General features: G+C 68.1%; 13 protein-coding genes. 5 read left to right on the top strand and 8 right to left on the bottom strand.

Going from position 1 to position 13,327, the window contains the following annotated elements; translation table 11 throughout:
• Window positions 1-98: 98 nt before the first annotated feature.
• On the bottom strand, window positions 99-518 hold the full coding sequence (locus AB839_RS16025; RefSeq protein WP_061480118.1) for a hypothetical protein: 420 nt from the start codon (window positions 516-518) through the stop codon (window positions 99-101).
• 122 nt (window positions 519-640) lie between these two features.
• On the opposite strand from AB839_RS16025, the gene sufT reads away from it, so the two are divergent.
• From sufT to AB839_RS16010, 3 genes are all read left to right on the top strand, one after another.
• Complete coding sequence (gene sufT, locus AB839_RS16020) at window positions 641-1,192, top strand: putative Fe-S cluster assembly protein SufT (protein WP_005415385.1); 552 nt, start codon at window positions 641-643, stop codon at window positions 1,190-1,192.
• A gap of 59 nt (window positions 1,193-1,251) precedes the next feature.
• Window positions 1,252-2,346, top strand: coding sequence for a branched-chain amino acid aminotransferase (locus AB839_RS16015; protein ID WP_061480117.1), 1,095 nt, complete (start codon window positions 1,252-1,254; stop codon window positions 2,344-2,346).
• A 410-nt stretch (window positions 2,347-2,756) separates the two neighbouring features.
• Window positions 2,757-4,499 (top strand): S8 family peptidase, encoded by a 1,743-nt coding sequence (locus tag AB839_RS16010; protein ID WP_061480116.1) that lies wholly within the window; start codon window positions 2,757-2,759, stop codon window positions 4,497-4,499.
• Between the two features lie 189 nt (window positions 4,500-4,688).
• On the opposite strand, the gene AB839_RS16005 is transcribed toward AB839_RS16010, so the two are convergent.
• From AB839_RS16005 to wrbA, 3 genes are all read right to left on the bottom strand, one after another.
• On the bottom strand, window positions 4,689-5,174 hold the full coding sequence (locus AB839_RS16005; RefSeq protein ID WP_010481766.1) for an asparaginase domain-containing protein: 486 nt from the start codon (window positions 5,172-5,174) through the stop codon (window positions 4,689-4,691).
• Window positions 5,175-5,253: 79 nt separating this feature from the next.
• Complete coding sequence (locus AB839_RS16000; protein WP_005415388.1) at window positions 5,254-5,589, bottom strand: DUF2069 domain-containing protein; 336 nt, start codon at window positions 5,587-5,589, stop codon at window positions 5,254-5,256.
• The gene (wrbA, locus tag AB839_RS15995) at window positions 5,586-6,179 is read right to left on the bottom strand and encodes an NAD(P)H:quinone oxidoreductase (RefSeq protein ID WP_049438254.1); all 594 of its coding nucleotides are present in this window, start codon (window positions 6,177-6,179) and stop codon (window positions 5,586-5,588) included. Before wrbA ends, AB839_RS16000 begins: the two co-directional genes overlap by 4 nt.
• Before the next feature lie 77 nt (window positions 6,180-6,256).
• Here wrbA and AB839_RS15990 point away from each other — a divergent pair, with 77 nt between their 5' ends.
• Window positions 6,257-7,531, top strand: a complete 1,275-nt coding sequence (locus AB839_RS15990; RefSeq protein ID WP_005415390.1) for a YihY family inner membrane protein — start codon at window positions 6,257-6,259, stop codon at window positions 7,529-7,531.
• Window positions 7,528-8,103, top strand: coding sequence for a TlpA disulfide reductase family protein (locus AB839_RS15985; protein WP_061480115.1), 576 nt, complete (start codon window positions 7,528-7,530; stop codon window positions 8,101-8,103). The genes AB839_RS15990 and AB839_RS15985 overlap by 4 nt, the downstream gene beginning before the upstream one ends.
• Window positions 8,104-8,399: 296 nt before the next feature.
• On the opposite strand, the gene ppk2 is transcribed toward AB839_RS15985, so the two are convergent.
• The 4 genes from ppk2 to hemA are packed head-to-tail and all read right to left on the bottom strand — an operon-like array spanning window position 8,400 to window position 13,284.
• The gene (gene ppk2, locus AB839_RS15980) at window positions 8,400-9,182 is read right to left on the bottom strand and encodes a polyphosphate kinase 2 (RefSeq protein WP_061480114.1); all 783 of its coding nucleotides are present in this window, start codon (window positions 9,180-9,182) and stop codon (window positions 8,400-8,402) included.
• Window positions 9,183-9,228: 46 nt separating this feature from the next.
• The gene (locus tag AB839_RS15975; protein WP_061480113.1) at window positions 9,229-10,935 is read right to left on the bottom strand and encodes a tetratricopeptide repeat protein; all 1,707 of its coding nucleotides are present in this window, start codon (window positions 10,933-10,935) and stop codon (window positions 9,229-9,231) included.
• A gap of 5 nt (window positions 10,936-10,940) precedes the next feature.
• Entirely contained in the window at window positions 10,941-12,023 is a 1,083-nt protein-coding gene (gene prfA / locus AB839_RS15970) for a peptide chain release factor 1 (RefSeq protein ID WP_005415394.1), read from the bottom strand.
• A complete protein-coding gene (gene hemA, locus AB839_RS15965; RefSeq protein ID WP_061480112.1) occupies window positions 12,001-13,284 on the bottom strand; it encodes a glutamyl-tRNA reductase in 1,284 nt (427 codons plus the stop codon). Before hemA ends, prfA begins: the two co-directional genes overlap by 23 nt.
• Window positions 13,285-13,327 lie beyond the last annotated feature (43 nt).

Below are 13,327 nucleotides of genomic sequence, written 5' to 3'. Positions count from 1 at the left end.
GCGCCGGGCCATGCCCGGCGGCGTTTCGTGCGGACCGCTGCGCTCGCCGGGCATGGCCCGGCGCTACCCTCATCCACGCGTGACGTGAATCTGCGCGGTCAGCGCGCCAGCCAGGCGCCCACGGCCACGCCCAGGGCCAGCCACAGCCATTCCATTGCGCCATTGGCGAGGGTGATCAGGGTCCAGGCCAGGTGCGGGCCCATCCGCATCGTGGCGTCCCACAGGTCCAGGCCGATCGAGCCGCCCATCCAGGCGCTGGCGATGGCCCAGTTGGCCACGGCGGCCACCAGCAGGGTGCCGAGCACGACCAGGGCGACGCGCAGCCGGCCTGGGCCCAGCGTGCCCAGGCGCAGCATGAACACCAGTTCCAGGGCGGCCAGCACCGCCATCCAGCCGACCTGCCGGCCGGTCATCAGCGCCAGGACCATCCAGGCGAGGGGAGCGACAAACAGGCCCAGCAGCAGCATGAGGGGCCAGAGCCAGGTCACGGTCCTGGCACGCGCGGCATTGGAGGACATCGAAGCTCCCAGAAGATCACCCACAGGATACTGTGGTTTGCCGCAGTGCACCGGCGGTGCGGGGGCGGCTGGGCTAGAATGCCGTCTTGCGTGGCCTCGGCCACGGCCCCATATCGGTCCCCATGTATTCCCGTAGCAGCGAACCTGTCCACTTCGAACGCGATTGCGAGGCCGTGATGGTCCCGCAGGGCGACACCGTGACCCTGCCTGCCGGCAGCTATGGGTACATCACCCAGGCGCTGGGCGGCAGTTATTCGGTGTTCGTCGAGGGCAACCTGTTCCGCATCGCCGGCAAGGACGGCGATGCCATCGGCAAGGAGGCACCGGCGCCGCTCGAGCTGCCGGCCGACGCCACCGATGAACAGGTGGAGCAGCTGGTGTGGCAGCAGCTGCGCACCTGCTTCGATCCGGAAATTCCGGTCAACATCGTGGAACTGGGCCTGGTCTATGAAGTCGAGATCAAGCACCTGGATGAGGGCAAGCGCGAGATCGACGTGAAGATGACCCTGACCGCTCCGGGCTGCGGCATGGGCGAGATCCTGGTCGACGACGTGCGCAGCAAGCTTGAAATGATCCCGACAGTGGCCGAGGCCGACGTCGACCTGGTGTTCGACCCGCCGTGGAACCAGCACATGATGTCCGAGGCGGCCCGGCTAGAGACCGGCATGCTTTGACCCAGGGCCCGCAGTGACGCGGGCCCGGCACTACCCGCAACCAGAACAGGAATCCTCCGGTGTCCCAGTCCATCCCCAGCTTCGCCGTCACCCGTTCGGACCACCCGCGCAGCGCTGAAGAGCGCGCCCAGATCCTGGAGAAGCCGGGCTTCGGCCTGCACTTCACCGATCACATGGTGGAAGTGCGCTGGGACAAGGATGCCGGCTGGCACAATGCCAACGTGCGCGCCTACGGCCCGCTGCAGCTGGACCCGGCCGCCGCCGTGCTGCATTACGGCCAGGAAATCTTCGAAGGCATCAAGGCCTACCGTCATGCCGACGGTTCGATCTGGACCTTCCGCCCGGATGCCAACGGCCGTCGCCTGCAGCGTTCGGCGCAGCGCCTGGCGTTGCCGGAACTGCCGGTGGAGATCTTCGTCGAATCGCTGAAGCAGCTGATCGCCGTCGACAGTGACTGGGTGCCTTCGGCCGATGAGTCGAGCCTGTATTTCCGCCCGTTCATGATCGGCGATGAGGCCTTCCTCGGCGTGCGCGGCGCGCACAAGGCCGGCTACTACGTCATCGCCAGCCCGGCCGGCCCGTACTTCGCCAAGGGTGTTGCCCCGGTGTCGATCTGGCTGTCCACCGAGTACGCGCGTGCGGCCAAGGGTGGCACCGGTGCCGCCAAGTGCGGTGGCAACTACGCCGCCTCGCTGCTCCCGCAGCAGAAGGCGCAGGCGCAGGGCTGCTCGCAGGTACTGTTCCTCGACCCGGTCGAAGGCAAGTACCTGGAAGAACTGGGCGGCATGAACGTGTTCCTGGTCTACAAGGACGGCACGCTGGTCACCCCGGAACTGTCGGGCAGCATCCTCGAGGGCATCACCCGCGAGAGCATCCTGCAGCTGGCCCGCGACCGTGGCATGAAGGTCGAAGAGCGCAAGGTCAGCATCGACGAGTGGAAGGACGGCGTCGCCTCCGGTGCGATCAGCGAAGTGTTTGCCTGTGGCACCGCCGCGGTGGTCACTCCGATCGGCCAGCTGAAGGGCGAGGGCTTCTCGGTGGGCGACATCAACGCGCCGGCCGGCGAAGTGACCATGTCGCTGCGCAAGGAACTGACCGATATCCAGTACGGCCGCCTGCCGGACCGCCACAACTGGCTGGTCAAGCTGGGCTGATCGCCCAACGCTGAACTGTAGAGCCGAGCCGACGCTCGGCTGCTCTTCCGGAAAGCCCGTCCCCGTGACGGGTTTTCTGCGTTGTGGGCCCGGGGCCGAACGCCGATGTCGGCAAAGTCATTCCAGGACACGTGACGACCCAGTCAGGTCTGTGCAGGACACGAGAAAGTTCCTTCACCTTCACAAACCCTTGACCCTAAAAGTCTCAGAACGAACATTTCATCTTGCTGAAAAGACGCTGAAAATCTTGTGGTGTCCGGTTTCGGCCATTAGCGTCATATGTACGGCGGATCGTTAGGGGGATCCGCTGACTCATCGGACTTCGAACCTCGCCAACGCAAGCCAGCCCAGGGTTCGGGCCGGTGCTTCTGCCGATTCCGGCATTCACACCACAAGAAAGGGAAATACTGATGTCCCAGGTAACGCAACCGCGTGTGCGTCGAGTGTGGGTGGTCCTTGGTGCGTCCGTTCTGTCATCGCTGCTGCTGGCCACGCCTGCGCTGGCCGGTGACGTCCAGCTCAGCGGCCTGCAGTCCGCGCCGACGCACCAGCGCTTCATCGTGAAGTACCGCGACGGCAGTGCGCCGGTGGCCAACACCACCGCACTGGCCTCTTCGCTGAAGACTGCCGCCGCCGGCCTGGCCAGCAGCCAGGGCCGCGCGCTGGGCCTGCAGGAGGTCCGCAAGCTGGCCGTTGGCCCGACCCTGGTCAGGACCGATCGCCCGCTTGACCAGGCCGAATCCGAGCTGCTGATGCGCAAGCTCGCCGCCGACCCGAACGTGGAATACGTCGAAGTCGACCAGATCATGCGTGCGACGCTGACCCCGAATGACACCCGCTTCAGCGAGCAGTGGGGCTTCGGTACCTCCAACGCGTCGATCAACGTGCGGCCGGCCTGGGACAAGGCCACCGGCACCGGCGTGGTGGTGGCCGTGATCGATACCGGCATCACCAACCATCCCGATCTCAACGCCAACATCCTGCCTGGCTATGACTTCATCAGCGATGCCGCGATGGCGCGCGATGGCGGTGGCCGCGACAACAACCCGAATGACGAGGGCGACTGGTACGGCGCCAACGAGTGCGGCTCGGGCATCCCGGCCTCCAACTCCAGCTGGCACGGTACCCACGTCGCCGGCACCGTGGCGGCGGTGACCAACAACAGCACCGGCGTGGCCGGTACTGCGTTCAATGCCAAGGTCGTCCCGGTGCGCGTGCTGGGCAAGTGCGGCGGTTACACCTCCGACATCGCCGACGCGATCGTGTGGGCCTCTGGCGGCACCGTCAGTGGCGTGCCGGCCAACGCCAACCCGGCCGAGGTCATCAACATGTCGCTGGGTGGTGGCGGCACCTGCTCGGCCACCTACCAGAACGCCATCAACGGCGCGGTCAGCCGTGGCACCACCGTGGTGGTCGCCGCCGGCAACAGCAACACCAACGTGTCCTCGTCGGTGCCGGCCAACTGCGCGAACGTGATCGCGGTGGCGGCCACGACCTCGGCCGGTGCGCGTGCCAGCTTCTCCAACTACGGTGCCGGCATCGACATTTCCGGCCCGGGCCAGAGCATCCTGTCCACCCTCAACACCGGCACCACCACGCCGGGCAGCGCCACCTATGCGTCCTACAACGGCACCTCGATGGCGGCGCCGCACGTGGCCGGCGTGGTTGCGCTGATGCAGTCGGTGGCGCCGAGCGCACTGAGTCCGGCACAGGTCGAAAGCATCATCAAGAGCACTGCACGCCCGCTGCCGGGCGCCTGCTCGGGTGGCTGCGGCGCCGGCATCGTCGACGCCAACGCGGCCGTGGATGCGGCGATCAACGGCGGTGGCAACCCGAACCCGGGTGGCAACGTGCTGCAGAACAACGTGCCGGTGACCGGCCTGGGCGCCGCGACCGGTGCCGAGCTGAACTACACCGTCGCCGTTCCGGCCGGTAGCAGCCAGCTGCGCGTGACGATCAGTGGCGGCAGCGGCGATGCCGACCTGTACGTGCGCCAGGGCAGTGCCCCGACCGATACCAGCTACACCTGCCGTCCGTACCTGAGTGGCAACAGCGAGACCTGCACCATCAACAGCCCTGCCGCTGGCACGTGGTATGTGCGGGTGAAGGCCTACAGCACCTTCTCGGGCGTGACCCTCAACGCCCAGTACTGAGCCCAAGTCCCTCTCCAAGGGCACGCCCTGGCTTCGGCCGGGGCGTTCTTGCTTCTGTAGGGCCGAGCCCATGCTCGGCTGCTCTGGCTGCGGACCGTTGTGCCGCGCTGGCACGCGGTTGCCGAGCATGGCTCGGCACTACAAGGGCAGCGCTCTGGCAGGTGCCGAGCTTGGTCGGCACGCGGTTCCTCAGACCGACTCGAAGCGGTTCGCGGCCACGTTCTTGCGCACGTGCTGCGGGTCGAAGATCCGCCCGTTCATCGCGATGTACACGCCGCTCGGCAACGACTGCACCGCACCGATCGCACAGCCGATGTTGAACTCGGCATCCGAGCCGCGGAAGCGTGCCGGGCTCAGTGCACCGGTCATCACGATGGTCTTGTCCGGGATCGTCGCCAGCACCTTGCCGGTCTGCACCATCGAGTCGGTGCCGTGGGTCACCAGGACGTGCCGGGTCGGCTGCGCGGCGATGGTGGCGCGGATCAGCTCGCGGTCCTCATCGTTGATGTGCAGCGAATCCTTGCGCAGGATCGGAATCACGTTGAAGCGGAACGTCACGCCCAGCTCGCGCAGGATCATGCCGATCTGCGGATCGCCGATCTGGTAGTCCGACTTGTCGTCGAAGTAGATCTTGTCGATCGTGCCACCGGTGGTGACGACCAGGAGCTCTTCCATCATGTGCATGCGCGAAACCAGGACAGGTACTGCGGCGCGGGGCCAGGAATGCAGATGATACGGCCCAGCGGGCGCAGCGTCAGCGTTGCTTGCCGAAGCGGGCGCGCAGGCCGGGCAGGCTGGCGCTGAAGATCACCAGCAGGGCCAGCGCGATCTCGATCAGCGCCAGCCAGCGCGTTTCCGGGTGGCTCCAGGCGCTCATCACGCCGTGGCTGAACCAGCCCAGCGCCAGCACCGAGGCCCAGAATCCGGCCTTGCGCCAGCCCAGGCGCACGGCGATGGCCAGCGCCAGCGGCGGCGCGGTGAACACCAGTTGGGTCGCCAGCCAGTGCTTGTCATTGATGAACCAGCCGGCGAACAGCGCGGCCAGCCCCATCAGGGCCAGCAGCAGGACCGTGCGCGGCGCGGCGCTCATCGGGCCAACCGCTGCGCGATGCCGGCCACCCGGCGCCCCAGCGCGCGCGCCAGCACGGCTTCGTCGTCGGTCGGCTGCGGGTCGTCGGCGGCACCGGCGACGTGGCTGGCGCCATAGGGTGTGCCGCCACTGGTGGTATGGCTCAGCGCCGGTTCGGTGAACGGAATGCCGACGATCACGCAGCCATGGTGCAGCAGCGGCACCTGCATCGACAGCAGGGTCGATTCCTGCCCGCCATGCATGGATGCGGTGGACGTGAACACGCCGGCCGGCTTGCCGGAGAGGGTGCCATTGACCCATTCGGCGCCCAGCCCATCCAGGAAATGCTTCACCGGCGCGGCCATGTTGCCGAAGCGGGTCGGACTGCCGAGCAGCAGGCCCTGGCATTCGACCAGGTCCTGCACGCTTACATAGGGGGCGCCATCGTCGGGTACCGGCGGCTGCGCGGTCTGGGTCACTGCGGCCACCGGCGGCACCGTGCGCAGGCGCGCGGTCATGCCCGGCACTTCGCCGATGCCCCGCGCGATCTGGCGCGCCAGCCGTGCCACCGAACCGCCCCGGCTGTAATACAGCACCAGAATCTCGCCCATCGTGCCCGCTTCTCCTCGTCGTGTGGTCACCAGTATGGCTATCCTGCGAGCATTCCGCATCGGGTACCCTTCCACCGATGGAACCTTTGGATACGCTCAACCTGTGGATGGAGCGCGCGCGGGATCGCGCACGGGCCATCAGTTTCGGCCGCTTCCTGTGGCATCGCTTCCTCGACGACCGCCTGTTCCAGGCAGCGGCGGCGCTGGCGTACACCACGGTGTTCGCGCTGGTGCCGCTGGCCATCGTGGTGTTCGGCGTGCTCTCGGCCTTCCCCGTTTTCGACCGCTGGAGCGACCAGCTCAGCGACTACGTCTTCTCCAACTTCGTGCCCTCCGCTGCGCGCGCGGCCGAGGGTTACCTGCGGCAGTTTTCGGCCAGTGCCGGCCAGCTGACGGCCGCCGGCTTCATCGCACTGGTCGCTTCACTGCTGATCACGCTCAACAGCGTGGAAGAGACCTTCAACCAGATCTGGCGGGTCGGCTCGAGCCGGCCCAAGCTGACCCGCTTCCTGGTCTACTGGACCGTGCTGACCCTGGGCGCGATGCTTGCCGCCGCGTCGCTGGCAGTATCGGCGAGGGTGTTCGCGATGCCGTTGTTCGGTACCCAGGAGGGCCGTTGGCTGGCCGAACTGGCGCTGCGGCTGGCACCGATCCTGATCGAGTTCGTCTGCATCACGCTGATGTTCCGCGTGGTACCGCACCACACGGTGAAATGGCGGCATGCCGTGCCCGGCGCGATCCTGGCGGCGGTCATCCTTGAACTGGTGAAGTGGGGCATCGGCGCGTATCTGGGCAGCTTCCAGTCCTACCAGAAGCTGTATGGCACGGTCGCCTTCGTGCCGATCCTGCTGCTGTGGATCTACCTGTGCTGGGTGGCGGTGCTGCTGGGTGCGTCGCTGGCCTCCTCGATGGCCGCCTTCCGCTACCAGCCGGTCGAGCTGCGCCTGCCGCAGGGGTACGAGTTCTATGGGCTGCTGCGCCTGCTTGGCCGCTTCCAGCATGCACGGGCCAAGGGCAAAGGCCTGGCCGATGACGAGATCCTGCGGCTGGAGCCGATGCTGACCGATTCACTGCTGCAGGACCTGATCTGCAACCTGCAGGAGATCGACCTGCTGCGCCGCGATGAGCGCGGCGAGTGGCTGCTGTCGCGCGACCTGGACCAGGTCAGCCTGGCCGATCTGTACGAATGCACCCAGCTGCGCATCCCGGTAGCCGAGCAGCACCTGCCGTATCGCGACGACAGCCTGGGCCGTGCCGCCTTGGCGGCGCTGGATGACCTGCGACTGCCCCTGCGCGAACGCCTGAAGCGCAAGGTCAGTGATATCTATACCGACTCTGGAGACACCCCATGACCCGCAACACGTCGTTGCCGCTGCTGCTCCCGTTGACCCTGCTGCTGGCCCTGGCGGCCTGCAAACCGGCCCAGGAGCCGGCACCGGCCAGCAGCCAGCCACCGGCGCAGGCACCGACGCCGAGCACGCCGGCACCGGTCGAGGAAACCCCGGCCGAGCGCACCACCGCCGAGTTCCCGACACTGAAGATGAAGGCGGTGGATGGCAGCGACTACGACCTGGCCGCGCATCGCGGCAAGTGGGTGGTGGTGAACTTCTGGGCCACCTGGTGCGCGCCGTGCCGCAAGGAGATGCCCGAGCTGTCGGCCCTGCATGCGATGCGCAGCAACATCGAAGTGGTCGGCTTGGCTTACGAGGACATCGAAGTGCCGGAGATGCAGTCGTTCCTGGCCAAGCATCCGGTGACCTATCCGATCGTGATCGTGGACCCGTTCGATCCGCCGGCCGACTTCGCCACGCCGCGTGGCCTGCCGCTGACCCATCTGCTGGATCCGCAGGGCAAGCTGGCGCATACGTTCCTCGGCCCGGTGACCGCCGCCGACATCGAAAAGCAGATCGCTGCTGCCAAGTAGTGGGTTGGTCGGCAGGGCCTGCGGCCCTGCACCCGCGGTAGTGCCGGCCGCTGGCCGGCAGCAACGGCAACAGCCGAAGCAACAGCAACAGCGGGCTATCCGTGGGATGGCGGGGCGGTGTCGGAGTGCGGGGACGCCGCAAGTACGTCCATGTAGGCTTGGCAGCCGCATCCATGCGGCTGACACCCCGCACTCCGACACCGCCCCGCCATCCCGCAGGAAGCCCGCCGTTGCTGTTGCTGTTGCCGTTGCTCTGGCTTCGGCAGGTGCAGGGCCGCAGGCCCTGCCGACCAACCCTATCCCTCGACCGGGAAGTCCTCGATCGGCTTCAGCACATCGAAGTGCTCGCGATGCAGCTTGCCCTTCAGCTTCGGCAGCTCCGGCAACGGTGCATCCACCCGCGTGTCCGGCAACCGGTCCAGCAGGTTTCGCACCAGGGTCAGCCGGCCTAGCCGCTGGTCGTTGAAGTCCACCAGCGTCCACGGCGCCGCCTCGCGATGCGTCGCGCGCAGCATCGCCTCGCGGGCCTCGGTGTACGCGCTGTACTTGCTGCGTGATTTCAGGTCCACCGGGGAAAGCTTCCAGCCCTTCAGCGGATCGAGATGGCGTTCGGCGAAGCGCTTTTCCTGCTGCTCCTGGTCCACGCACAACCAGTACTTGAACAGCAGGATGCCGTCGTCCACCAGCAGCTGTTCGAACACCGGCGCCTGGCGCAGGAACTGCTGGTACTCGGTTTCGCTGCAATAACCCATCACCCGTTCAACACCGGCACGGTTGTACCAGCTGCGGTCCATCAGCACGATCTCGCCGGCGGCGGGAAGATGCGCGGCGTAACGCTGGAAGTACCACTGCGTGGCTTCGCGGTCGGTGGGCTTGGGCAGCGCCACCACCCGGCATTGGCGCGGGTTGAGATGCTGGCTGATGGCCTGGATCGCACCGCCTTTGCCTGCGGTATCACGTCCCTCGAACAGCACCAGCAGGCGTTGCCCGCTGTGCTGCACCCAGCGCGCCATGGCGGTCAGTTCCAGCTGCAAAGGCAGCAGCAGTTCGTCGTAGTCCTTGCGCTTGAGCTTGGCCATCGTCACACCACGCGGGGAGGAATCCCGAGCGTAGCGCAGGGATCGCTCAGGCGATGTCGAGGCCCTGCCAGCCCTGTTCGCCCGCCAGATGCTGCAGCAGCGCCGAAAGGTCGTGGGCAAATCCGGCCATGTCGAACAGGCCACTGTCTTCGCGTGCCTGCGCCAGTTCGGCTCGCAACGCTGCCAGCGCCGCCGGGTTGTTGCCCAGCGCGCTGGCGGTGGCGATGAACGCCGCATCGTCGGCAACGTTCATCCGCGAAAGACCCAGATGATGGTTGAGGCTGCCGGCCACGCGCGCGGCGAAGGTATCGCCCGGGCAGGTCAGCACCGGGCAGCCGGCCCACAGCGCATCGGAGGCGGTGGTGTGCGCGTTGTAGGGATGTGTGTCGAGGAACAGGTCGGCCAGCTGATAGCGGGCCAGGTACTGCGGATGCGGCAGCTTGGTCATGAACACCAGGCGCGCCGGATCCAGGCCGGCGGCCTGCGCGGCCGCACGCAGGCGCGCATCGGCCTTGCCGGGCCCGGACAGCAGCCACAGCACGCTGCCGGGCACGGCCTGAAGCACCGCGAAGGCGCGGCCCATGCTGCGCGGGTTGAGCTTGTAGCTGTTGTTGAAGCAGCAGAACACCACGCCGTGTGCGGGCAGCCCGCACTCGGCGCGGGACGGTGCCGGTTCCAGTACGCGGGTGTTGTCCGAGGGCTGGAAGGCACGTGGCAGGCGCAGGACGCGTTCGCTGAAGTGAGGTTCCAGCGATGCCGGCAGCACGAATTCGTCGGCGACCACGGCATCCAGCCAGCGCGCACCTGATGTGCCGGGGTAGGCCAGCCAGTTCAGCTGCAACGGGGCCGGGCGCATGGCCAGCACTTCGGGCGTGCCGCCGCCCCCCCAGCCGCGCAGGTCGAACAGCAGGTCGATGCCCTGTGCACGGATGCGGGCCGCGATGTCGGCATGCCGCAGTGCGGCCACGTCATGCAGGCGGGCCGCAGCCTGCAGGCGTTCGCGGATGCGGCTGCCATCGGCGCGGTTCAGCGCGAACAGGTGCAGCTGCAGCGCCGGGTCAGGGCGCAGGTGTTCGAGCAGGGCCACGGTCAGCAGCCCGGTGGGATGGGCGCCGAAGCCATTGGAGAGGAAGCCGACGCGCAACGCGCCGTGCTCGCGAACCTTCACTGCAGGAAGGGGGCGCACCGCCGACGCAACGACCGCGGCGCGTGCGCGCGCACAGGCCAACTGCTCCGCAGCGCTGGCGTCTTCGTTGAGGAAGGCGAAGGGTTCCACCGCGCCCTGACCCGCGGCGAGCGCGTTGCGCACCTGCGCAGCCAGCGTGTCCACGTCCTGCCAGTCGCACAGGCGGCGCTGCCAGGCCAGGCGCTGGGCCGCGATGTAGGGTTCGCCCGGCATCAGCGCATGCGCGCGGCGATAGACCGTCGCCGCCCCTTCGGCATCATCGGCATCTTCCAGCGCGTGGCCCAGCCACAACGCGATGCCCGGGTGCTGCGGGGCCAATGCCGAGGCCTGGCCGAGCAGCTTCGCCGCGTCGGCGTGCGCGCCGGCCATCCACGCCACGCGCCCCAGCCGCGCCAGCGCTTCGGGGTGGTTGGGGCGCAGCTGCAGGGCACGTCGTGCGGCCTGCTCGCCGGCAGCGATGTCGCCGGCTTCCAGTTCCAGGTCGGCCAGCATCACCCAGGCGACGAAGTCGCCGGGCTGGCGTGCGATCGCCTGCTGCAGGTGCTGCCGCTGCTGCCAGGCCGTCATCGTGCTCAGCCCGCCGACAGCTGGGCCAGGGCGTCGACCTGGTGTTCGTGGCTGAGCCGCTGCAGCAGCGGGTCGAGGTCACCGGCCAGGATGTTGGGCAGGTCGTACAACGTCAGGCCTTCCACGCGGTGGTCGGTGATCCGGCCCTGCGGGAAGTTGTAGGTGCGGATGCGCTGGCTGCGATCGCCGCTGCCGACCTGCAGGCGCCGCGACTCGGCCTGTGCCGCGTCCTGGCGCTGGCGCTCGGCATCGAGCAGCTGCGCCTTCAGGCGCTTCATCGCCTTGTCGCGGTTGGCGTGCTGGCTGCGCTCGGTCTGGCACTCCACCACTACGCCGGTTGGCACGTGGGTGATGCGGATCGCGGACTCGGTCTTGTTGACGTGCTGGCCACCGGCGCCGGACGAGCGGAACGTATCCACCTTCAGGTCGGCCGGATTGATGACGATGTCATCGACTTCGTCAGCCTCGGGAATGATTGCCACGGTCGCGGCCGAGGTATGGATGCGGCCCTGCGATTCGGTGGCCGGCACGCGCTGCACGCGGTGCGTGCCCGATTCGAACTTCAGGCGCGAGAACGCACCACGGCCGACCACACGCGCCACCACTTCCTTGTAGCCGCCATGCTCGCCGGGGTTGTCCGATTCGATCTCGACCTTCCAGCCCTGGCGCTCGGCATAGCGGGCGTACATGCGGAACAGGTCGCCGGCGAAGATCGCGGCTTCGTCGCCGCCGGTGCCGGCGCGCACTTCCAGGAACAGGTTGCCTTCGTCGCGCGGATCGCGCGGCACCAGCAGCAGCGCCAGCTCCTGCTCCAGTTCCTGCAGGCGCGCCTGTGCAGCAGCGATTTCCTCGTCGGCCAGCTCGCGCAGGTCGGGGTCGGCGCGCATGCCTTCGGCGGCGGCCAGGTCGGCCTTGGCACGGGCTTCATCGGCGAGCGCGGCAGCGACCGGCTCCAGTTGGGCGAATTCGCGCGAAAGGTCGCGGAAACGGGTGTTGTCGGCGACCACATCGGGTTCGGCGAGCAGGCGTTCCAGTTCTTCGCGGCGCTCGGCCAGCGCTTCCAGCTTACGGCGCAGGGTCGGCGTCATCGGGTCTCACGGGTGGGTGGCGGTAGCCCGGCGTGGCCGGGAACAGGCGCGCGGCGGCGCGGGTCAGGTCGGCATCGCCACTCAGCGCGGCGGCGCGCAGTGCGGCGGTCGGCGGATGCAGCAGGCGATTGGTCAGGCCGTGCGCCAGCAGTTCCAGCACTTCGTCGGCGGGCTTGCCGTTGGCCAGCTGCTGGCGTGCGCGCTCCAGCAACTCGGCGCGGGTGGCCTCGCCGAACGCACGCAGCTGCCGCAAAGGCGCCTGATGGGCACTGGCCTGCTGGGTCTCGACGTAACGCGATACCTGCAGGTCGATGATCGCCTCGGCTTCGGCGGCGGCCTCGCGGCGGCCACGGCGGTTGTCTTCCACCGCGCGTTCCAGGTCATCGACGGTGTAGAGGAAGGCATCGTTGAGCGTGCCGACCTCGGCTTCGATGTCGCGCGGAACGGCCAGGTCGAACAGCAGCATCGGCTTGTGCCGGCGGGCGCGCAGGGCCTTGGCCACCATCTCGCGATGGATCACCGGCTCGCGCGCGGCGGTGGCCGAGAACACCACGTCGGCCTCGCCCAGGTGGCGGTCCAGTTCGGTCAGCGGCAGGGCCACGCCGCCGTGGCGGCTGGCCAGTTCCTGCGCGTGGGCCAGGGTGCGGTTGGCGATCAGCAGCCGCCGCACCTTGCCTTCGCTCAGGTGCCGTGCAGCCAGCTCGATGGTCTCGCCCGCACCAACCAGCAGCACGGTGGAGTCGTCCAGCCGGGCGAACGCGTTCTGCGCCAGGCGCACCGCGGCCGACGCCACCGATACCGGGTTGGCGCCCACCTGGGTATCGGTGCGCGCCCGCTTGGCCACCGAGAAGGTCTGCTGGAACAGGCGGTCCAGGCGCTGGCCGAGCAGGCCATGGTCGCGCGCGGTCGACCAGGCGTCCTTCACCTGGCCGAGGATCTGCGGTTCGCCCAGCACCATCGAGTCCAGCCCGGTGGCGACCCGGAACAGGTGGCGCACAGCCTCGGCATCGGCATGCTGGTACAGATAACCCTGCAGGTCACCGGCCTGGCTGCGCAGCCACTGGTCCAGCGCCTGTGCCGAGTCGGCCACGGCGTACAGCTCGGTGCGGTTGCAGGTGGACAGCAGGACCGCCTCGGCGATCTGCGGGGTATCGCGCAGCGAGCCCAGCGCACGCGGCAACGCCTCACCGGCGAAGGCCGCGCGCTCGCGCAGCTCCACCGGTGCGGTCTGGTGATTCAGTCCGAGCACCCACAGGGTCATTGTTCAGTTGCTTGCGATAAGCTGCTGGCCATTGGACGACATT

This window comes from Stenotrophomonas sp. DDT-1 (assembly GCF_001580555.1).
Taxonomy (GTDB): Bacteria; Pseudomonadota; Gammaproteobacteria; order Xanthomonadales; family Xanthomonadaceae; genus Stenotrophomonas; species Stenotrophomonas sepilia.
The sequence above is the reverse complement of the archived record's forward strand: the minus strand, read 5'-3'. Positions and strand labels throughout refer to the sequence as shown.

What these genes read in the sequence shown, in the direction of transcription:
- AB839_RS15990 (WP_005415390.1), top strand. Translation starts at nt 6,257, where the DNA reads ATGGAACCTTTGGATACGCTCAACCTGTGGATGGAGCGCGCGCGGGAT.
- prfA (WP_005415394.1), bottom strand. Translation starts at nt 12,023, where the DNA reads ATGACGCCGACCCTGCGCCGTAAGCTGGAAGCGCTGGCCGAGCGCCGC.
- AB839_RS16010 (WP_061480116.1), top strand. Translation starts at nt 2,757, where the DNA reads ATGTCCCAGGTAACGCAACCGCGTGTGCGTCGAGTGTGGGTGGTCCTT.
- AB839_RS16025 (WP_061480118.1), bottom strand. Translation starts at nt 518, where the DNA reads ATGTCCTCCAATGCCGCGCGTGCCAGGACCGTGACCTGGCTCTGGCCC.
- AB839_RS15985 (WP_061480115.1), top strand. Translation starts at nt 7,528, where the DNA reads ATGACCCGCAACACGTCGTTGCCGCTGCTGCTCCCGTTGACCCTGCTG.
- AB839_RS16005 (WP_010481766.1), bottom strand. Translation starts at nt 5,174, where the DNA reads ATGGAAGAGCTCCTGGTCGTCACCACCGGTGGCACGATCGACAAGATC.
- ppk2 (WP_061480114.1), bottom strand. Translation starts at nt 9,182, where the DNA reads ATGGCCAAGCTCAAGCGCAAGGACTACGACGAACTGCTGCTGCCTTTG.
- AB839_RS16000 (WP_005415388.1), bottom strand. Translation starts at nt 5,589, where the DNA reads ATGAGCGCCGCGCCGCGCACGGTCCTGCTGCTGGCCCTGATGGGGCTG.
- hemA (WP_061480112.1), bottom strand. Translation starts at nt 13,284, where the DNA reads ATGACCCTGTGGGTGCTCGGACTGAATCACCAGACCGCACCGGTGGAG.
- wrbA (WP_049438254.1), bottom strand. Translation starts at nt 6,179, where the DNA reads ATGGGCGAGATTCTGGTGCTGTATTACAGCCGGGGCGGTTCGGTGGCA.
- AB839_RS15975 (WP_061480113.1), bottom strand. Translation starts at nt 10,935, where the DNA reads ATGACGGCCTGGCAGCAGCGGCAGCACCTGCAGCAGGCGATCGCACGC.
- sufT (WP_005415385.1), top strand. Translation starts at nt 641, where the DNA reads ATGTATTCCCGTAGCAGCGAACCTGTCCACTTCGAACGCGATTGCGAG.